At 60.1% G+C, this 17,246-nt stretch carries 21 protein-coding genes and 1 pseudogene; 15 read left to right on the top strand and 7 right to left on the bottom strand.

Annotated features, from left to right (window positions below; translation table 11 throughout):
• The first annotated feature begins 14 nt into the window (after positions 1 to 14).
• The 8 genes from ABID58_RS31275 to ABID58_RS31310 all read left to right on the top strand — a co-directional run bounded on the left by ABID58_RS31275 (position 15) and on the right by ABID58_RS31310 (position 6,502).
• Entirely contained in the window at positions 15 to 1,247 is a 1,233-nt protein-coding gene (locus tag ABID58_RS31275; protein WP_354036702.1) for an acyl-CoA dehydrogenase family protein, read from the top strand.
• 49 nt (positions 1,248 to 1,296) lie between these two features.
• The gene (locus ABID58_RS31280; protein WP_354036704.1) at positions 1,297 to 1,869 is read left to right on the top strand and encodes a flavin reductase family protein; all 573 of its coding nucleotides are present in this window, start codon (positions 1,297 to 1,299) and stop codon (positions 1,867 to 1,869) included.
• A gap of 39 nt (positions 1,870 to 1,908) precedes the next feature.
• Positions 1,909 to 2,859, top strand: a complete 951-nt coding sequence (gene epsC / locus ABID58_RS31285; protein ID WP_354036706.1) for a serine O-acetyltransferase EpsC — start codon at positions 1,909 to 1,911, stop codon at positions 2,857 to 2,859.
• Between the two features lie 180 nt (positions 2,860 to 3,039).
• Positions 3,040 to 4,368 (top strand): LLM class flavin-dependent oxidoreductase, encoded by a 1,329-nt coding sequence (locus ABID58_RS31290; protein ID WP_354036708.1) that lies wholly within the window; start codon positions 3,040 to 3,042, stop codon positions 4,366 to 4,368.
• 45 nt (positions 4,369 to 4,413) lie between these two features.
• Positions 4,414 to 5,229 (top strand): MetQ/NlpA family ABC transporter substrate-binding protein, encoded by an 816-nt coding sequence (locus ABID58_RS31295; protein WP_354036709.1) that lies wholly within the window; start codon positions 4,414 to 4,416, stop codon positions 5,227 to 5,229.
• Between the two features lie 102 nt (positions 5,230 to 5,331).
• Positions 5,332 to 5,586 carry a hypothetical protein gene (locus ABID58_RS31300; protein WP_354036710.1) on the top strand — a complete coding sequence of 85 codons (255 nt, stop codon included), beginning with the start codon at positions 5,332 to 5,334 and terminating at the stop codon, positions 5,584 to 5,586.
• A 199-nt stretch (positions 5,587 to 5,785) separates the two neighbouring features.
• Positions 5,786 to 5,938 carry a hypothetical protein gene (locus ABID58_RS31305; RefSeq protein ID WP_187434769.1) on the top strand — a complete coding sequence of 51 codons (153 nt, stop codon included), beginning with the start codon at positions 5,786 to 5,788 and terminating at the stop codon, positions 5,936 to 5,938.
• A gap of 54 nt (positions 5,939 to 5,992) precedes the next feature.
• Positions 5,993 to 6,502 (top strand): Lrp/AsnC family transcriptional regulator, encoded by a 510-nt coding sequence (locus tag ABID58_RS31310; protein ID WP_354036712.1) that lies wholly within the window; start codon positions 5,993 to 5,995, stop codon positions 6,500 to 6,502.
• A gap of 921 nt (positions 6,503 to 7,423) precedes the next feature.
• On the opposite strand, the gene ABID58_RS31315 is transcribed toward ABID58_RS31310, so the two are convergent.
• The 5 genes from ABID58_RS31315 to ABID58_RS31335 form a co-directional block, all read right to left on the bottom strand.
• Entirely contained in the window at positions 7,424 to 8,074 is a 651-nt protein-coding gene (locus ABID58_RS31315) for a hypothetical protein (RefSeq protein ID WP_354036713.1), read from the bottom strand.
• A gap of 64 nt (positions 8,075 to 8,138) precedes the next feature.
• Positions 8,139 to 8,684 carry a hypothetical protein gene (locus tag ABID58_RS31320; RefSeq protein WP_354036714.1) on the bottom strand — a complete coding sequence of 182 codons (546 nt, stop codon included), beginning with the start codon at positions 8,682 to 8,684 and terminating at the stop codon, positions 8,139 to 8,141.
• Complete coding sequence (locus ABID58_RS31325) at positions 8,665 to 9,489, bottom strand: hypothetical protein (protein ID WP_354036716.1); 825 nt, start codon at positions 9,487 to 9,489, stop codon at positions 8,665 to 8,667. Before ABID58_RS31325 ends, ABID58_RS31320 begins: the two co-directional genes overlap by 20 nt.
• A 51-nt stretch (positions 9,490 to 9,540) precedes the next feature.
• On the bottom strand, positions 9,541 to 9,750 hold the full coding sequence (locus tag ABID58_RS31330) for a hypothetical protein (protein ID WP_354036718.1): 210 nt from the start codon (positions 9,748 to 9,750) through the stop codon (positions 9,541 to 9,543).
• A gap of 335 nt (positions 9,751 to 10,085) precedes the next feature.
• On the bottom strand, positions 10,086 to 11,297 hold the full coding sequence (locus ABID58_RS31335) for a hypothetical protein (RefSeq protein WP_354036720.1): 1,212 nt from the start codon (positions 11,295 to 11,297) through the stop codon (positions 10,086 to 10,088).
• Positions 11,298 to 11,344: 47 nt separating this feature from the next.
• On the opposite strand from ABID58_RS31335, the gene ABID58_RS31340 reads away from it, so the two are divergent.
• Complete coding sequence (locus ABID58_RS31340) at positions 11,345 to 11,737, top strand: hypothetical protein (RefSeq protein ID WP_354036722.1); 393 nt, start codon at positions 11,345 to 11,347, stop codon at positions 11,735 to 11,737.
• Between the two features lie 12 nt (positions 11,738 to 11,749).
• Here the strand turns inward: ABID58_RS31340 and ABID58_RS31345 are convergent, their stop codons facing one another.
• Positions 11,750 to 12,007, bottom strand: coding sequence for a hypothetical protein (locus ABID58_RS31345; protein ID WP_354036724.1), 258 nt, complete (start codon positions 12,005 to 12,007; stop codon positions 11,750 to 11,752).
• Between the two features lie 74 nt (positions 12,008 to 12,081).
• Here ABID58_RS31345 and ABID58_RS31350 point away from each other — a divergent pair, with 74 nt between their 5' ends.
• Positions 12,082 to 12,981 carry a DUF4238 domain-containing protein gene (locus tag ABID58_RS31350; RefSeq protein ID WP_354036726.1) on the top strand — a complete coding sequence of 300 codons (900 nt, stop codon included), beginning with the start codon at positions 12,082 to 12,084 and terminating at the stop codon, positions 12,979 to 12,981.
• A 35-nt stretch (positions 12,982 to 13,016) separates the two neighbouring features.
• On the opposite strand, the gene ABID58_RS31355 is transcribed toward ABID58_RS31350, so the two are convergent.
• Complete coding sequence (locus ABID58_RS31355) at positions 13,017 to 13,229, bottom strand: DUF2188 domain-containing protein (RefSeq protein ID WP_354036728.1); 213 nt, start codon at positions 13,227 to 13,229, stop codon at positions 13,017 to 13,019.
• A gap of 663 nt (positions 13,230 to 13,892) precedes the next feature.
• Here ABID58_RS31355 and ABID58_RS31360 point away from each other — a divergent pair.
• The 5 genes and pseudogenes from ABID58_RS31360 to ABID58_RS31380 all read left to right on the top strand — a co-directional run bounded on the left by ABID58_RS31360 (position 13,893) and on the right by ABID58_RS31380 (position 17,228).
• Positions 13,893 to 14,177: a hypothetical protein gene (locus tag ABID58_RS31360; protein WP_354036729.1), complete on the top strand. Its 285-nt coding sequence runs from the start codon at positions 13,893 to 13,895 to the stop codon at positions 14,175 to 14,177.
• Positions 14,178 to 14,239: 62 nt separating this feature from the next.
• Positions 14,240 to 14,662, top strand: a complete 423-nt coding sequence (gene tnpA / locus ABID58_RS31365; protein ID WP_354036731.1) for an IS66-like element accessory protein TnpA — start codon at positions 14,240 to 14,242, stop codon at positions 14,660 to 14,662.
• A complete protein-coding gene (gene tnpB, locus ABID58_RS31370; RefSeq protein WP_091898177.1) occupies positions 14,656 to 15,009 on the top strand; it encodes an IS66 family insertion sequence element accessory protein TnpB in 354 nt (117 codons plus the stop codon). Before tnpA ends, tnpB begins: the two co-directional genes overlap by 7 nt.
• A gap of 51 nt (positions 15,010 to 15,060) precedes the next feature.
• Positions 15,061 to 16,629, top strand: a pseudogene (tnpC, locus tag ABID58_RS31375) (IS66 family transposase).
• Positions 16,626 to 17,228 (top strand): plasmid pRiA4b ORF-3 family protein, encoded by a 603-nt coding sequence (locus tag ABID58_RS31380; RefSeq protein WP_354036732.1) that lies wholly within the window; start codon positions 16,626 to 16,628, stop codon positions 17,226 to 17,228. The pseudogene tnpC and the gene ABID58_RS31380 overlap by 4 nt, the downstream one beginning before the upstream one ends.
• The last annotated feature ends 18 nt before the right edge of the window (positions 17,229 to 17,246 follow it).

A 17,246-nucleotide genomic window follows, 5' to 3' on the forward strand; every position in this document is an offset into this window, starting at 1 on the left:
AACAGGCCAAGACAATGAACAAGACTGTATCCAGCCCCTCCCTGAACACATCCGAGCCGCTCAAGACCGGCTCGCCGGAACTGGAGGCTTTGCTCAACCAGATCAACGAGGGCGCAAGCGATCGCGAGCGCGACCGCGTGCTGCCGTTCGACGTAATTGACCTCATTCGCCGTGCCCGCCTGGGCGCATTGCGGCTCCCCATTGCGGCCGGCGGCGCCGGTAGCACGATCCGCGATCTCTTTGCTTTCGTCATCCGCCTCGGCGAGGCCGACGCCAATGTCGCGCACATCCTGCGCAACCATTTCAGCGTGGTCGAGCGGTTGGTGCGCAATCCCAAGGACGATCAGAGCCGGCAATGGCAGAAGGCGGTCGCTGAGGGTGCCATCATCGGGCTTGCGACGACCGAGCTCGAAAGCCCGCGCGTCGGCAATGTCACGCCGGGCACGACGTTCACACCCGATGGGAACGGCGATTACCTGCTGAACGGCACCAAATATTACAGCACCGGAACATTGTACTCGGACTATGTCCTGGTGCGCGCGGCCGATCCTGATGGCACCAGTGGCGCGACAATCGTCCCGATCAAGCGTGAAGGCATTGAACTGGTCGACGACTGGGACGGCCTCGGGCAACGGCTCACCGCCACCGGCACGACCCATTTCCGCAACGTCAAGGTCAAGCGCCAGGAAGTGGTGTTCGATGCGCCCGATATCGGCTACGGCGTGCCCTACTCCAACACATTCGCCCAGCTGTTTCTGACGGCGATCGTTGCGGGCATTGCGCGCGCGACGCTGCGTGATGCGAGCGCGCTGGTCCGCTCACGCAAGCGCACGTTCTATTACGCGCCGACCGAGATACCGACCGAAGACCCGCTTCTCCAGCAGACGGTCGGCCAGATCGCCAGCGGCGCCTTTGCGGCCGAGACGGTGGTGCTGGCGGCAGCTGAGGCGCTGGACATCGCAACCGACGCGTTCGAGGCTGGCGCCCCGAATGCGGCGGAAGCTGCCCACACTGCCGCGCTACTTTCCGCCAAGGCCAAGATCATCGCGGACGACTTCGCCATCCGCGGCGGCAGCCTGCTGTTCGATGTCGGCGGCGCGTCCGCGACCAAAAAGGTCACCAATTTCGACCGCCACTGGCGCAATGCAAGGACACTGTCCTCGCACAATCCGACCACCTACAAGGCCCGGTCGATCGGCGAATTCGAGATCAACGGCAGTCCGTTGCCCGCCAAAGGGTTCTTCTAGCGGAAGGATCCAAATCCAGTCCCGGCAGGCGCGACGCGAGGAGAGACAGATGGGAAAGTCGGACATTCATCTGGTCGGAGGCGGCAACGAAATCGAGCACCAGTTTCGTGCCGTCATGCGTCGTCTTGCGGGTGGCGTCAGCATCATCACCGCGGGCCGCGACCAGGACATCACGGGCATGACGGTGACGTCGCTGACATCACTGAGCGCGAGCCCACCCCGCGTGCTTGTCAGCGTCAATCGGCAAGCTTCCTCCTTTGCCCCGATCGATCGTCATCGGGTGTTTGGAGTCAACATCCTCGGATCCGACCAGCAGGAATTGGCCAACCGGTTCAGCAGCAGCAGGCTCAAAGGTGCGGAGCGCTTCGAAGGACTATCCTGGACCACCGGCACATCGGGCGTCCCTCTGCTCGGCCATTCGCTGGCAACGATCGAATGCCAGGTGGAGGAGATCATCGAGCGATATTCGCACGGGATCATCGTCGGCAGCATTTTGAGCTTCGAGCTGTCACCCCAGGTGTCAGGGCTGGTCTACTGGAACGGCCAGTACATCGAGATCAACCACGACGTTGACCTCGATCTGCTCGCCGAGATCAGTATTCCCCTGGCCCATGTCAGGTGACATTATCATCCGACATCACCCCGATGGGATTGAGGCGGCATGAAGCACGAAATCCCCCGCGAACCATCCGATGACGAGGCGCGCGCCCCCGATAACCCGGCGCAGAAGCGGTGGCAGCTCGAGCGAGTCGTCGCCGCGCTCCGAGCCTCCCGGGAGGAGACCCACAGCATCCGCCGGGATGGCGAGGCTCGCCGCGCCCCTTCGCGCGAGGCGCTTCAGGCGATCCTCGACGGCCTGACGGAGGCGCTGTTCCCGCGCCACTATGGCCAGTTCGACCTCGACAGCGAGAATATCGACTATTTCGTCGGCAACCGCCTCAGCATAGCGCTCGACGGGCTCTGCGACCAGGTTCATCGCGCCGCGCTCTTCATCGGCGACGAGCTGACGCCCGGCTTCCGGCGCGACGATGCGATCGAGCTGACGCGCAAATTTGCCTCGCAGCTTCCCGACGTGCGCGGGCTGATCATCAGCGATCTCCGCGCCGCGTTCGTCGGCGATCCCGCAGCCAGGAACTTTCCGGAAATTCTGATCGGCTATCCCGGAATGACCGCGATCATCCACCACCGCCTCGCCCACATCCTTCACGGGCTGGGGGCCCGGCTTGTCGCTCGCCTGGTCGCTGAGATCGCGCATACCCGCACTGGGATCGACATTCACCCCGGCGCCAGCATCGGCTCGGGCTTCTTCATCGACCACGGCACCGGCGTCGTCATTGGCGAGACCGCCATCATCGGCGACAATGTCCGCATCTATCAGGCGGTGACGCTCGGGGCGCGCCATTTTCCGACCGATGATGAGGGCAATCTGATCAAGGGTGACGCACGCCACCCGATCGTCGAAGACGACGTCGTCATCTATGCCGGCGCGACCATTCTTGGCCGGATCACGATCGGCCGGGGATCGACGATCGGCGGCAATGTCTGGCTGACCCGGAACGTGCCGGCCAACAGTGTTGTGACACAGGCCACGGCCGGAACGCGATCGGCCTAGCCTCTCGACAACTCTCATTGTCTGCTCGCGGCATCATCTCCATTCCGCAGCCTTTCCGCTAGATTCATGCTCGCATCGCGCACAACAACGTAAATCCATTTCATCGACAATTCTCTCACTGACGCCATAGAGTTCGCTCCAATCGCGCGGTATTGACGGCCGGCACCTGGACATCGAACCATGAGTAACCAACGGCAGCTTGTTCTCAACCTCTTCATCTATCCCGGCGGCCATCACGAAGCCGCGTGGCGATACAAGGGATCGTCGTCGGAGCGCATTCTCGACATCACCTATTACCAGGAGCTGGCGCAACGCGCTGAGGCGAGCAAGTTCGACGCGATCTTCTTTGCCGACGGGCCGGCGCTGGCCGACAACGTCCGTTACGCCCGGCGCTTTCGCTTCGAGCCGATCACCTGGCTCGCGGCGATCGCCGCGGTGACCAAGCGCATCGGCCTGATCGCGACCGCATCGACTACTTATACCGAGCCCTACAATCTCGCGCGCCTGTTCGCCTCGCTTGACCATCTGAGCCGGGGGCACGCCGGCTGGAACATCGTGACGACCAGCGCGCCGCAGGCGGCGCAGAATTTTGGCCTGCCGGAACATCCGCCGCATCACGAACGCTACGAGCGCGCCCGCGAATATCTCGACGTGATCTCGAGGCTCTGGGATAGCTGGGAGGACGACGCGCTCGTCAACGACCCCGCCTCCGGCGTCTTCGCCGACACCAGCAAGATCCACTGCAAGCATTTTCGCGTGCGCGGCCCGCTGAACATCTCACGCGTTCCGCAGGGCCGGCCGGTCTATGTGCAGGCCGGCGCTTCCGATGACGGCCGGGCCTTCGCCGCCCGTTTCGCGGAGGCGATCTTCACCGCTCATCAAACCCTGGAGTCGGCCAAGGCCTTTTATGCCGACGTCAAGCGCCAGGCGCGCACCTTCGACCGTGGTCCCGACGAGATCAAGATCCTGCCCGGCATCAGCCCTTTCATCGGCAGCACGCAAACCGAGGCGGACCGCCTTCAGGACGAATTCAACGAGCTGATCCAGCCGGAATATTCCCTGACCCAGCTGCGCCAGATGATCGGCGTCGATCTCACCGGCTACGATCTCAACGGTCCCGTCCCGCGCCACCTCATCGACACCGCGAGCGCGCGCGGCGTCGCCAGCCGCTTCAAGCTCGTGGTCGACATCGTCGATCGCGAGAAGCCGACCATTCGCCAGCTGGTGCAGCGCCTCGCCGGCGCGCGCGGTCACTGGGTCATTGCCGGCACGCCCGAGAAGATCGCGGACAACGTCCAGTCCTGGTTCGAGGGCGGCGCTGCCGACGGCTTCAATGTGATGCCGCCCTGGCTGCCCAGCGGCTTCGACACATTCGCCGAGCAGGTCGTCCCGATCCTGCGCAAGCGCGGCCTGTTTCGCCAGGACTACACCGGCACGACGCTGCGCGAGCATTACGGCCTCGCCCGTCCCGCCAGCATCTACTCCAACGCGGTCAAGGCGATCGCCTGACACCGCTTCCGCACTCACATTCCTACTCGAGACCAGTAAGAAGACATGAAGACAGCGTTGTTTCTCCTCTCCGGCCTTTTGGCTCTTTCCCCCTTCGCCGCCGGAGATTCTTTGGCCCAGCAATCCGCGAAGCCCGAGCTGCGGGTCGGCTTCGTGCCGGGGCCGTATATCGATGAGTTCAAGATCGGCGTCGAGCCCGGGCTGAAGAAGAAGGGCTACAAGATCCGCTATGTCGGGTTCTCGACCGGCCTTGAAGCCAACAACGCGGTGTTCAAGTCCGAGATCGACGCCAATGTGATGCAGCACACGATCTTCCTCGACTCCTACAACGAGCGCCAGAAGACCGATCTCGTCGGCATCGTCCACGTCCCCACACCCCCGATGGGTCTCTACTCGAAGAAGCACCCGCTGGGGATGCCGATCAAGCCGGGTTCGAGCGTCGCAGTGCCGAACGATCCCGTCAATTTGCAGCGCGCGCTGTGGGTCCTGCGCGACCTCGGCCTGATCGAGATCCGCGACAGCAAGCCGGTCGACGTCACCGAGCTCGACGTCCTGAAGAACCCCGGCGGCATCAAGCTCGTTCCACTCGAAGCCGCGCAGGCGCCGCGGGTGCTCGACGACGTCGATTTTGCCGCCATCCAGGGCAATTTCGCAATCTTCAGCGGGCTGAAGCTGACCAATGCCTTCGCGCTGGAGAAGATGACGACGCCCTACATCAACGTGCTTGCGGTGAAGAAGGCCAACGCCGATGCCGAATGGGCCCAGGACATCGTCGCCGGTTACAAATCGCCGACGTTCAGGACGGCGATCCAGGCCGACCATTTCTATGACGGCTTCACCTTGCCCGACTACATGAAGTGAGGGACTCGCGAAGCAGCGAGGCACGGCGCCCGCATGTTTGAATTCACTCTGGAATGGACCGGCCTTCGCTCTCCCACTGAGCGGGCGATCGAGGCGAGAGCGGTGGCGGATCGCATCGGCAGGCATCAGGCATTGATCCTGCCGCTGGTCCTGCTGATCGCGTTCCTGTTCGTGCTCGGCATCATGACGGGGGCGCACCTGCATGAGCGCGCCGACCGGAGCCTGCTCGATGCACCGTTCGGCAGCATGGGCATGCCCCTGCTTGTCGTGCTGCCAGACTCATGCCGCAAACCGCTTAACGTCGGTTCCACACCGCGCCTGCGGCCCGACGTGCTCGCGCTGCTCGCGAACGACTGATCCAACACCCCCGCGCCCGATGCCCCCCATGAAAATCGTCCCTTGCGAAACGGCGCCATGGAATTTTCTGCTCGGACCGATGACAGCTTCAGTACGATCCAACCAAACTGATCGTCGCCAACGCCCGGCGATGTTGAACGTCTTGTCGCCCGTGATAGCGTTGCCGGGTTCTCGCCCCACAATGTTGTCCGGAGTGAACATGAGCTACGTCGTCTCGCTGCATTCAAGCTTCGCCAGCTGGCTCGAACAGGCACGCGGATGGTTCCGGCGCTCGCTGCGGCCGCAGACTGGCGGTGAGAGCGGCGATCAGGACGACCTTTACGAGATTTTCCTGTTCGGGCCCCACGGCTGATAATTCTGCGTAAGTGCCGGCCGCGCGCCTCCCCTGACACAAAGGTAATGAGACATGACCGACGCTGCGTTGCAGCTCGCCGAGACTGGCCGCCGTCTCGACGCCATCGACCGCAAGATCCTGACGGTGCTCCAGGAGGACGCCTCGCTCTCGGTGGCCGAGATCGGCGACCGAGTCGGTCTGTCGTCGACGCCGTGCTGGAAGCGCATCCAGCGGCTGGAGGCCGACGGCGTGATCCTGAAGCGCGTTGCGCTGGTCGACCAGAACAAGATCGGTCTTGGCCTCTCGGTGTTCGTCTCCGTGGAAAGCTCCGATCATTCGGATTCGTGGCTGAAGCGCTTCGCCGCGGCGGTCAGCGCCATGCCCGAGGTGATGGAATTCTACCGAATGGCCGGCGACGTCGACTACATGCTGCGCGTCGTCATTCCGGACATGCAGAGCTACGACGTGTTCTACAAGAAGCTGATCCACGCCGTCCCGCTCAAGAACGTCACCTCGCGCTTCGCGATGGAGAAGATCAAGTCGATTACGGCCCTGCCGGTCCCGGCCGTGACGACAGAGTAAAACACAACGCTGTCTCGCAGGACGGCTGATTGACCACGACGCGACCACGTTCATAGATCCCGGGGCAGCGACCGCTCGGCCCGCGCTGGGCCATGGATCTGCACGGAGCGCTCGACGCCGGAGCGCTACGACCGGGCGCACGACATCGCGGAAAGATCGTGGATTTCCGATGCCGGTGGTGGCGCAGAAGCGAAATGCCCCTCCAACCGAACAATCCCGTTCTGGTTCTGCGGCGAGCGATACCCGGACAGAACAGGCTGTCCGTTCTGCCCGCCCTAGTATCCCATTCTACGACGAGCACGCAATCGGCCTGTAGCATTGAACATACGTGCTGTATCGCACGGCGCGAAGATACAGGAACCAACGGAAAAGGATAATCGCGCTGCAATCCGACGTACCGTCGTGCGACCACAAAAACATCGCACCATAGCCGTCTTGTTCTCGGCGACCACTCCCGTAAGTTATTGAACAGGAAGAGTTCTTGAGTGGTGGGCGCACCAGGGCTCGAACCTGGGACCCGCTGATTAAGAGTCATGGAGATCAACGGCCGTATCAACGGGATAGGTGCAAACCGGACCAATAAGGTCCCTTTGAGAACGTTGCGATATTGCCGGGCAAGCAAACCGGGGCCATAGCACTCGCTAGTGAAAGTTCGGACTGCGTCGCACAACGTGGGCACTCGTCTTTTAATCACGGGGTCCGCACCATAGTTGCCCCACAATCTGTCGAGAGGAAGTAAGCCGTGAGACCGCCACTCTTCCCGATCCAGACAGGCGGCTCGGCCTGAAGGCCGATTGGTGCAGGCCGTTGACCGCCTCGGCGACCGCTTCGACAAGTTTATGACCGGCACGGCAGGTAAGGCACAATGAGTGTTGCGAACCCCGGTCGTGCCGAAGCGCCCGCCTAGCTCGATGCCGAAGGCTATGGTGTCTTAGGCATCCAAAGGAGATATTTGTGCATCAACTCGGTCTGGGACACGCGAGCGCGAAGATCAGCGGGATTGGTTTCGAAGACATCGCGTATCTCCCGCACTGCGTCGGACGCGAGTTCGACGAGCTTCACCCGACTGATCAATGTCGTTGTATCAGGTCCCAACGTGGATGCTTGACCGTCCCAAGCAACATTCGGCAATTTGATGACGGAGCTTAGTTGCTCTTCGTGTCGGAACACATACCAATTTCCTCTTGTATCTTGATTGACGTACGAAGCGTCGTGCATCTGACCATTTCGGAATGCGTACAGATGTTGAGCTTCTGCGCTTGTAGCACTGATGCCACAAAAGTTTTGGAGTGTCCGCTTAATGCTATTCGTCCCGTTCGGCAACTGCGAAGATGTCCGGTCATAGCAAGTCCCGAGTTGGTCCAGAATTGCGAAAGCACACATGGCTGGACCGTAGAACTGAGAATTTGTGCGGCTGTTTGCGCTTCGCATCGAGCTAACGATTTGTTCAAGCGACGAAATCACAAGGAAGTCACTGGTAACTTCTTGCTGACGACCGGCAACGTGAAGGTACATCACCTCGTTTAGTGTGAGGCCGGCAAACGGCTTGGCCGATAAATCCATAATGCTCATCTTCTAATCCTCTCACGTAACCCGATTTCAATAATGCCGCCGCGACACCGAAGGAGATGGCGGCTTAAACCGCAGCGGGAGCCCCGGTCGATTGGGACAAGGCGTCCCCGCTCTTGATTACAGCCTCGGTTTCTCCGAGCGAATGAGCGGCTTCTTGGTTGGAATCGACCTTACGAAGTGCCGCTACTAGACGAGAAAAAACTGGCATCGAGCGTTTGATGATTGCTTCAAGACCGACCTCTGTCTCTGGATCGAGGGTGAGATTTTCGGTGAGGTGCGCAACGCCTTTGTTGATCATCTCACGCTCGTCCGGTGTTAGAAACGTTTCCCCTACATCGCCAAGCACGCTCTTCGCATCAATGCCAAGGTCAGAGGCAATTAGATTGTCCTTTCCCTTCTTCTCAGCACGAAGGAAATCGTCAACTTTTCGCAACGCTAGGAAGCTCTGCAAACGGGTCGCATCAGAAACAAGTTCAACCGATCTGTGCAAACCCCAAGCCATATCGTCGGGATCGGCGTGGCGGGCGAAGTCTTTGATGAAAATTTCGAAGGCAAAGCAGTGGTCGATGCATTCACAAATCGTTTCGATTTTAGCCGATTGCTCGCTCATGATCTTCTCCTGGCTCTAATAGTGTCACACGTTCCGGCGAGAGCTTTCCTGCGCGAGCCGCAAGCTCGTTCGCTTGATCGGCAAGAATGTCTCGCCGGTCGGCGAGCATCAGCAACATCTTTTCACGCTTGGGCACTTCTTCCCTGATCTGCGAGGACAGATTGCCTATTCCTTCGATTGCCTCTTTGATGTGCGGGTCCCAAAGCATAGCTGCACCCTCGATGGGTACCGATTTCATTGTCGTTTCCTCGAACAAGACATCGCCTATCCGTTGCAGGCGATTGACGACCGTCATCAGTCGGGGACCATAACCAAAGGGAGCGCTGGCAGCACTCTGGCTCAACGCATCGACGCCAATTCGGCGAGCATGGAGCAGCGCCTTGGTCCAACCATCGAGCCTTCCTTGCGGGAATTGCGCGACCAGCCGCCCGAGATAGCCGGAAGCGGTCTTCAGTGTGTCGATGTCGTAGCCAAGCTGATCGACTTCGGCGTTGGCCCGGAGGAAGTTCGCTTGAGCCAATTCGGCCTGCGCTTCACGGATTTGGATTTGCTGAATCGTCATCTGATCCCGAGCAAGAGCGATCTGGTTCTGAGCGAGAGCGATCTGACGCTGGGAAAGGACGAAAGCTCGCCAGCCGATGCCGACCGTGACAACCCAGCCGATGATTGCGACAAAGAGGTTCAGAATCTCCGCGCCCCCGATCTTTTGCCAGAGCGGCCCCCAAAGCCCCGTCCACATCGTGATCGCAAAGCTCAGCACGATTGCGGCGGCAGAAGCCATCCCGGCAAAACGCTCGAAGTTCATGGTCTCGCCCCCTCCCCGCAAGATAGCATACTTGACGCAACTCATTAGCGCTTAGCGGCGCACCTTAAACGTGATGCCGGTATAGGGTGGGTTGGCAACCATCAGGTTTGAAGGATTGTCCTTTGCCTGCCCAATAAGTTCCTCATCGCTTGGCCCTCGCATTCTCCGAGGGTCAAAGACGTGCGGGACAAGGAAGTCGTATGACGCGATTAGCTTGCCGTCGCGGTAGCAATCTACATAAACCGTGGTGCCGTCGCTCATTGCCTGCCCTATCATCTTCAAGCGCTGTAGATGACCAGTTTAGCGGGCGCGAGGTCTCTCAGCCTATCGGGACGATGCGGTTCTGCGCCGCCCACACACAGGACTTCTGCCCCTTCGGCCGGACGCACGCGAGAACCGAGTTGGGGACTTCCACGACGAAGACCTCCGTCCCCTTAGCCTGGGGCGAACAGCCCTCGCCCGCTCCCTTGGCAACAGCGGCATCAAAGTCAGCATCCGCCACTTTAGCACCTTCGCGACGCTGTCGTGGGTTGGATACGCGAGCACCGTCGAGGAAAGGTAGCCAGACTGACCGCGCTCCAATCGATCCGCCTGCGCTATGGCTTCTTCTTTGGATCAGACTTGGGATCGACCGTAAACGTAAAGACATCATCCTTCGTTTCGATCCGAGTTGCGCCCTGCGGCGCTCCTTCGCCCCGCTCGATCGCATCGAGCACTGGCCCTAGATGTTCCATCACCTTCTTGTTGATCTCCGGCGTCAGCTTGATCGGATTTCTGGCGTGCTCTCGCCAACCCGGCTCAAATTGATCGTACAGTCTGCTCGTGAGGTAGTCGCCTTCGAGCGGCGGGTATGCCGCGTACTGCATCGCTCCCGTTGCCCGGACCTCTTCGGGGAGCGCCAGGTAGTACGCATTGAGCTTAGCCAAATCGTCTTTTAGCTGTTGGCCTGGGACAAAGGTCTGATCTTCGCCCATGAACAACGGCGCGATTGACGCATGTAAACGGTCGAACGAAGTGAACACCCTACAGAATGGCAAGTAGAAGAGATAAGCCATGTCATTCCGGTTCGAGGTACGCACCGCATCGATCTTCCCCGTCGCAATCGCTAGGTGAAAGAAGACCTCACAACGGAACACATAGTCGGCGTAGGGCGCGAAGTCGCGCAGTGCCGGGCCGCCTTGCTCCTTCCAACGCCTCAAGATTGCTGGCCGATAGCTCTCCGGGATGTTCAGCGCATCCAGCGCGGCCTTGAAGACCGCGTACCGGCGGCCATTCGCCAGCGCTATGTCATCGGCCGCAGCTTTCGCCGCCGCTAGGTCCGAGAGTTTCAGCGTCCCGCGCGCCTGTGACGCCTTCCGGATAGACGTCAGATCGAGTTTTTCGAGCGCCTCGCGCCACGCCTTGGCATAGTCTCGTTCGACACCGAGGAAGTCCCCTTTTCGCCACCGCCTCACGGCGGCGCTTTCCGGCATTTCGCCGTAGTAGCTTGCGACGCGGCCCCCCGCTTGAATGATTTTCCCTTCAGGAATGACCGGCACCCGGAGCATCTCGACCGGATGTCCCAACAGATCGCCCAGCACCAATGTCCCGTGGTAGACATTCGGGAACGCGCCGAGCTGAGGCACCTTCTTCGATATCTTCGCAACCACGTCCACAGCCGTTCTACCTTCCGGTGGGGGCTTATGGAGATCCGCTAGCACCTCGGTCAGGAAGATCGGGACGACGTTCGCTCGATAGTGGATTCCAAGCCAGAACGCCTGATCCCCATTGAGGCTTTGGATCGTCGATTTGTCGCAGATGATGATCATGATGCAAGGTGGCGGTTGGGAGGCTTCGGACCTATTACGACGACGCGATGGGCGGCGCTGAGGCTATTATGTTTATAGGCGGTGCGGACCACGGCAAGTTGCTATCCTTGGACGCCATCGGCAATGAGTCCGCGGCTCTCATGATTACTAAGCAGGTTCGCTTTGTTGCGACCGATGTTTTGCCGTTCAACCCCGTCCACAAGCCGGCCGAAGTTGGTAGTCTGCTCCAAAATAACGACGGAACGCTAATTGCACGCAGCATGGTTACTCAGCCCGGCGGATTGGCCGTACCGGCCTTTGTCTATTTGACGAGCGAAACCACGAAATCTCCAAAGGGGACATGTGTTGGTTCTTTGAGCATGGTCAACATGCGAGGCATTTCTCGGTCATTCGCCTTGGAGCAGATACCAGAACCCGTGAAGGTATTAGCCCAAGGCTGACGTTTCTTGCCGCTAAGGCCGCAATCTGACGTCAACGTTCTTGCCAAAAGCCCGCAGGTGGTCCTCGATTCTCGAGACCACAGCCACCTGTTCGGGCGTCGCATCTTCTGTAATTGCATGAAGCGAGCCGATCATCCCTTCGATCATACGAAATGCTGACTCTTGGGGGTCCGGGGCTTCCATCGCCCATCTTGTGAAGAGTCCCCGCACGACCATGTCGAGCGCTTTGATGTTCGCAAGCAGGTCGAGATATCTTTCATCCTGGTCCATTTTTTCTCCTCAAAGCTCCGCCCGTGGCCGGGTCGCAGCGTGCCTGACGGCGCATCTCGTGCTAGTCATACGAAATGACGAAAGAACAGAAACAACACTACATCCCAGAGTTCTATCAGAAACAATGGGCAGGTCCCGACGGACGCCTTTGCGAGTATTCTATTCGCCACAAAGGCGTTGAAGGCCGCATGACCCATCCGGCCGGAAGCGGATACAAGCCGGGCGTCTATACAATCCGGGGCGTCGCACCCGAGATCGCGAACCACACGGAGACGGTATTTCTAAAGCGTGTCGATAATGGCGCATCCGCTGCCTTGACGAACATGCTTTCGGCGAACCCGGCGCCGTGGAATACTGAATTGAAGAGCGAGTGGATACGCTTTTTGATGTCCCTCTTGCATCGAACTCCTGAGCGCGTCGAATATCTCAAAGCTATCGTCGAAGCCGAATATCCGCGATTGATTGAGGAGTATCGCGCCAAATGGGCGGAGGTCCGAAAACCCGGCGACCCAGAAACGTTCGAAGAGTTTCAAGCGACCGCCGCTCCTAACCCCTCCGGACGCGCTCATGCATTGCTCTTGCAGAACTTGATGGATAGCAAACTCGTTGGTGAGCACATTGGCAAAATGCAATGGCGCGTCTTGACCCTCAGCAACACTCCGTATCCCTTTCTGACTTCCGACCGGCCGATCATCATGACGAACGGCCTGACAGGTCCCGACGCTCACTTCGGCTTGCCCATCGGCCCTCAGCACGTCTTTTTGGCTACCACCAACGAGGAGACGTTCCTCAAGATTCAGGCGATCGATCCCGCCCAGATACTTCACAATGTCAACGACAAGATCGCATCACAGGCGGTGAGATACGTTTATGGATGCAACGATTCGCAACTAGCATTCGTCGCCGACCGCATCGGGAAAAAAATACCGTCAACGCCTTTGGAAACACGGACGGCGCGCATCGTCCAACGCTGATGGGCTATCAGCGGCCCAAATCGCCGAGCGAGAGCTTAGGTCTTGCGCCACTGATCGGGCTTGCCCATGTTCGTGCGCTTCACCCGTTCGACAACGGGCTTGTGACTGGGGTTGAGTTCTTCCGCCCGTTTAATTGCTTCACGCTGCGTGGGTAACACGGCGCTGGCGCGTTTTGATCCCCCGCGACGAACGGCATAATCACCCTCGTCGCGGCGCTCAACGTAGTACTTGTCCTTGTTATTGCTCATCGGGAAAAACCTTTTGGGTTGGCACGTTGAACATGGGTGGGGGACCGCGGCCCTTTATGTGATGGGCCCCTCTTAGGCGCTTGGTCCCTGTTCTTGGGGCTGGAATCAGGCGAGCATGCATTATGCATGACATGATTCGTCCTGGAAGCAAGAGATGCCCGGAAAAGTAAAATCGAGCAGCACGAAACGCGTCACTAGACGCAACAGTCCTAAACGCGCGACCGAGCGTGGGAAGAGTGCCGTCATAGACAGATACGGGACCCTACCCATAGCCAAATCTGGCGCTGAGCGGAAACGAGACATCGATTGGCTGGAAAAGAACTTTGTCCAGGCGGTACGCTTGTTCGGCTCTGAGACGGTTCAACGCAAGTTGTGCGATCTCAAGGGTATCTATTTTGACGGATACGACGACCCGAACAACTGAATTTTCCAAACTGAGCGGCGGCTAGATCGGTTGTTCGAGAGCGATTCGCGCAATGGCGCTGACAGGTTATTGCGGCCGTCCACCTTGATCGGATCATCGAAAGGCGCCCCCGCCCGAAAAGATCTTTGCCAAAGCCCCGCCCCCACCGAGTATCCAGGCCGAGTGAACGGAATATTGCAACCAACTGCCTTGGCCGCGAGGCTCGACACCATGGTCCCGACGAGCCATGCTCCGCGCGCATGAAATGGGATCAGGGCCTCGGAGTCATCGGCTTGCTGGTGCTTGCGACGGTGCTTGCGCTGCTGCTGACGCTCGGCATTCCAATAGCTGTTTCGAAGGACACGGTCGAGCTAAAGGACTGGCTCGGTTTTGCGGGCAATGTACTCGGCGCCTGCGTTACCCTCTTAGCTGCGGTGATCGCCTGGCGTGCTGTCCAAGCGCAGATTGCTTCACAACGTGACGCCATGTTGCTTGAAGTCACAGCACGAGAGGAAAATCGTAAGCGTAGCGCCGCGGCCCTTTAGATTGTCTGTGCGCGATCTTGGGAGCACCGTTAGAAGAGTCATCTTCTGCAAGGGTGCTCACAATGGACGACCATTCGGACGACATAAGACGACCGTTGTCACCGCGCATAGAAGTGTACGCCGGCGGCGGCCGGAAACAGTGGCCAGATGATTTGAAGGCGCAGATCGTCGCGGACAGTCTCGAGCCGGGCGCGATCGTAACAGATGTCGCACGTCGCCATGGCTGCCGGCCCCAGCAGGTGCATGACTGGCGGCGCCGGGCGCGTTCAGGTCAACTGGTGCTGCCAGCTGCGGGGGGAGCACTGTCGTTTGTGCCGTTGGTGTCGGAATCGTCGCCATCGGTGGCTGCAGCTCCCTCCGGGTCGCCGGAAGCAGCCGTTGTGACGGTTGAGCTCCATGGGGCACGAGTTGAGGTGCGAGGGACGCCTGGCCTTGCCGTGTTGAGTGATGTGTTTGTTGCGTTGCGCCGGACAGGTTCATGCTGACGGCTCCCGCTGGCCTCATGATTTACGTTGCGACCCGACCTGTAGACTTCAGGAAGGGCGCGGATGGTCTGGCGCTGTTGGCGAAGGAGACGCTGGGCCACGATCCGATGAAGGGCGTGGCGGTGGTCTTCCGTGCGAAGCGCGCTGATCGGGTGAAGATCGTGGTCTGGGATGGTAGTGGCCTCGTGCTGTATTGGAAGCGGCTTGAGGGCAGCGCCTTCAAGTGGCCGCCGGTCGTTGACGGCGTCATGCGAATGAACGCCGCGCAGTTGTCCGCGCTTCTGGCCGGCATGGATTGGACACGCATGCATGCGCCTCGAATCCCGCAGCCGAAAGCGCTTGCGTAGAACATAAAATCTTCGCTGCATGGGGGCGCGAAGCATGGCAGACTCGGGCCAATGAGTGATTTGCCTGATGAACTGCCGAGCGATCCAGCCGAGTTGCGCGTCTTTGCCGCGGCTCTGCTGGATCGCTGCGCCAGGCTCGAGCGGTTGCTCAAGCTTGCGAACGATGCGCAGTTCGGTCGATCGTCGGAAAAGCTGGACGCTGATCAGCTTCAGCTTGTTCTGGAGGATATCGATCAGGCCGTTGCGGCTCTCGAAGCAGCCGAAGATCGCGCCAATCCCAGAACCTGCGAGAAGAGAACTGCCAAGCGCAGGGCCAATCGTGGCAAGCTGCCGGAGCATTTGCCGCGCATCATCGAGACCCTGATGCCCGCTGCAACCTGCTGCCCGTGCTGCGCAGGCGACCTTTTTGAGATCGGTCACGATGAGAGCCAGAGGCTGGACGTCGTACCGGCGCAGTATCGCGTTATCGTCACCCGCCGCCCCAAACTGGCCTGCCGCGCCTGTCACGGCGTCGTCCTCCTCCAGCATGCTGCTCCCGAGCGATTGATCAGGGGAGGACTGCCGACCGAGCGGCTCGTCGCGCATGTGATCGACGCCAAGTATCATTGGCATTTGCCGCTTTACCGCCAGACGCAGATGCTGGCGACGCACGGTATCGCCATCGACCGTTCCACGCTCGCCTTCTGGGTCGGCTACGCCGCCCAGGAATTGAAGCCCTTGTGGCATCGCCTGCGCGAGCTTCTACTCGCCTCTCCGAAGCTCTGTGTCGATGAGACCCCGGCGCCGGTGCTGGATCCCGGGCGCGGCAGGACCAAAACCGGCTACTTCTGGGCGCTCTCCCGCGATGACAGACCCTGGGCCGGTCCTGATCCGCCTGTGGTGATCTATGCCTATGCACCAGGCCGCGGCGCCGTTCATGGCTTGCGACTGCTCGAAGGCTATCGCGGCATCATCCACTGCGACGGCTATGAGGCCTACAAGACCATGACCCGGACGACGCGTGCGGACGCGCTGTCCGGCACGCTCGCCTTTTGCTGATCGCATCTACGGCGCCAGTTTGTGAAGATCGAGCGCGAGGCTTCGCCGGCGCCGGCGCCGGTTGCCCGCGAGGCCCTCGAGCGCATCGCCCAGCTCTACGCGGTCGAGAAAGCCCTCCGTGGCCGATCTGACGCCGAGCGCCGCGCGGGCCGGCAGGCGCATGCCCGGCCGTTGGCTGCAGCCTTGAAGCAGTGGTTTGAGGCGAAGCTTGGTCACCTCGCGCAGAAGAGTGAGACGGCGAAAGCTTTACGCTATGCACTGCGTCATTGGGACGGCTTGACGCTCTACCTTGATGACGGGCGCATCGAAATGGACACCAACGCAGTCGAGCGTGCGATGCGGCCGATCAAGCTCAATGCCAAGAACGCCCTGTTCGCCGGGTGTGACGAGGGTGCTGAGAATTGGGCATTGCTGGCGTCGCTCATTGAGACCTGTAAGCTCAACGGCGTCAGCGCCGAGTATTGGCTTGCCGACGTTCTCGCAAAGCTCGTCAATGGCTGGCCGGCGGCACGGCTGGACGAACTGCTTCCGTGGTCGTCGACCTACACCATGCATGCACACGATCCGAGGCTGGCGGCATGAGCCTCAACACGACCGCCGTGCGGATCAAGGTGACTCTCAAGGACGTGAAGCCGGAGGTGATGCGATGCCTTGTCGTGCCGTTCACGCTGCGCCTTGATCGGCTGCATCTGACGCTTCAGGCGGCGTTTGGCTGGACGAATAGCCATCTCTTTGAGTTCCTGGCTGGCGAAGGACGTTGGGGTATCCCTGATCCCGATGGAGATTTTGGCCCTCAGCCCATCGATGCTCGCAAGACGCGGCTCTCCAATATCGTTCACGAGACCGGCGCGAAGACGATCCATTATCTCTACGACTTCGGCGACAGCTGGGATCACGTGATCAAGCTCGAAAAGTGGTTCGACAACACGACAACGGAGGGACTTCCCCTCTTGCTCGAGGCCGCCGGCCGTTGTCCTCCGGAAGATGTCGGCGGTGCGTCAGGCTATACCGAATACCTCGACGCCATCCGCGACTCCACCCATCCGGAGCACGAACAAATGCGCCTCTGGGGCCCTGAGCAGTTTGATCCCAACGTCGTCGACCGGAAGGCGCTCGAGGCCGCCGTCAACGCATTGTCGGAAATATGGAAGCCGCGCCGGCGCACCACGCGTTCAAAATAGACGTCAAGCACCAATCAA

The sequence above is a fragment of the Bradyrhizobium sp. S3.2.6 genome (assembly GCF_040546885.1).
Taxonomy (GTDB): Bacteria; Pseudomonadota; Alphaproteobacteria; order Rhizobiales; family Xanthobacteraceae; genus Bradyrhizobium; species Bradyrhizobium cytisi.

What these genes read in the sequence shown, in the direction of transcription:
- ABID58_RS31350 (WP_354036726.1), top strand. Translation starts at nt 12,082, where the DNA reads ATGACGAAAGAACAGAAACAACACTACATCCCAGAGTTCTATCAGAAA.
- ABID58_RS31355 (WP_354036728.1), bottom strand. Translation starts at nt 13,229, where the DNA reads ATGAGCAATAACAAGGACAAGTACTACGTTGAGCGCCGCGACGAGGGT.
- ABID58_RS31315 (WP_354036713.1), bottom strand. Translation starts at nt 8,074, where the DNA reads ATGAGCATTATGGATTTATCGGCCAAGCCGTTTGCCGGCCTCACACTA.
- ABID58_RS31305 (WP_187434769.1), top strand. Translation starts at nt 5,786, where the DNA reads ATGAGCTACGTCGTCTCGCTGCATTCAAGCTTCGCCAGCTGGCTCGAA.
- ABID58_RS31295 (WP_354036709.1), top strand. Translation starts at nt 4,414, where the DNA reads ATGAAGACAGCGTTGTTTCTCCTCTCCGGCCTTTTGGCTCTTTCCCCC.
- ABID58_RS31380 (WP_354036732.1), top strand. Translation starts at nt 16,626, where the DNA reads ATGAGCCTCAACACGACCGCCGTGCGGATCAAGGTGACTCTCAAGGAC.
- ABID58_RS31290 (WP_354036708.1), top strand. Translation starts at nt 3,040, where the DNA reads ATGAGTAACCAACGGCAGCTTGTTCTCAACCTCTTCATCTATCCCGGC.
- ABID58_RS31345 (WP_354036724.1), bottom strand. Translation starts at nt 12,007, where the DNA reads ATGGACCAGGATGAAAGATATCTCGACCTGCTTGCGAACATCAAAGCG.
- ABID58_RS31360 (WP_354036729.1), top strand. Translation starts at nt 13,893, where the DNA reads ATGAAATGGGATCAGGGCCTCGGAGTCATCGGCTTGCTGGTGCTTGCG.
- ABID58_RS31320 (WP_354036714.1), bottom strand. Translation starts at nt 8,684, where the DNA reads ATGAGCGAGCAATCGGCTAAAATCGAAACGATTTGTGAATGCATCGAC.
- ABID58_RS31330 (WP_354036718.1), bottom strand. Translation starts at nt 9,750, where the DNA reads ATGAGCGACGGCACCACGGTTTATGTAGATTGCTACCGCGACGGCAAG.
- ABID58_RS31280 (WP_354036704.1), top strand. Translation starts at nt 1,297, where the DNA reads ATGGGAAAGTCGGACATTCATCTGGTCGGAGGCGGCAACGAAATCGAG.
- ABID58_RS31310 (WP_354036712.1), top strand. Translation starts at nt 5,993, where the DNA reads ATGACCGACGCTGCGTTGCAGCTCGCCGAGACTGGCCGCCGTCTCGAC.
- ABID58_RS31335 (WP_354036720.1), bottom strand. Translation starts at nt 11,297, where the DNA reads ATGATCATCATCTGCGACAAATCGACGATCCAAAGCCTCAATGGGGAT.
- tnpB (WP_091898177.1), top strand. Translation starts at nt 14,656, where the DNA reads ATGCTGACGGCTCCCGCTGGCCTCATGATTTACGTTGCGACCCGACCT.
- ABID58_RS31340 (WP_354036722.1), top strand. Translation starts at nt 11,345, where the DNA reads ATGGGCGGCGCTGAGGCTATTATGTTTATAGGCGGTGCGGACCACGGC.
- ABID58_RS31275 (WP_354036702.1), top strand. Translation starts at nt 15, where the DNA reads ATGAACAAGACTGTATCCAGCCCCTCCCTGAACACATCCGAGCCGCTC.
- epsC (WP_354036706.1), top strand. Translation starts at nt 1,909, where the DNA reads ATGAAGCACGAAATCCCCCGCGAACCATCCGATGACGAGGCGCGCGCC.
- ABID58_RS31325 (WP_354036716.1), bottom strand. Translation starts at nt 9,489, where the DNA reads ATGAACTTCGAGCGTTTTGCCGGGATGGCTTCTGCCGCCGCAATCGTG.
- tnpA (WP_354036731.1), top strand. Translation starts at nt 14,240, where the DNA reads ATGGACGACCATTCGGACGACATAAGACGACCGTTGTCACCGCGCATA.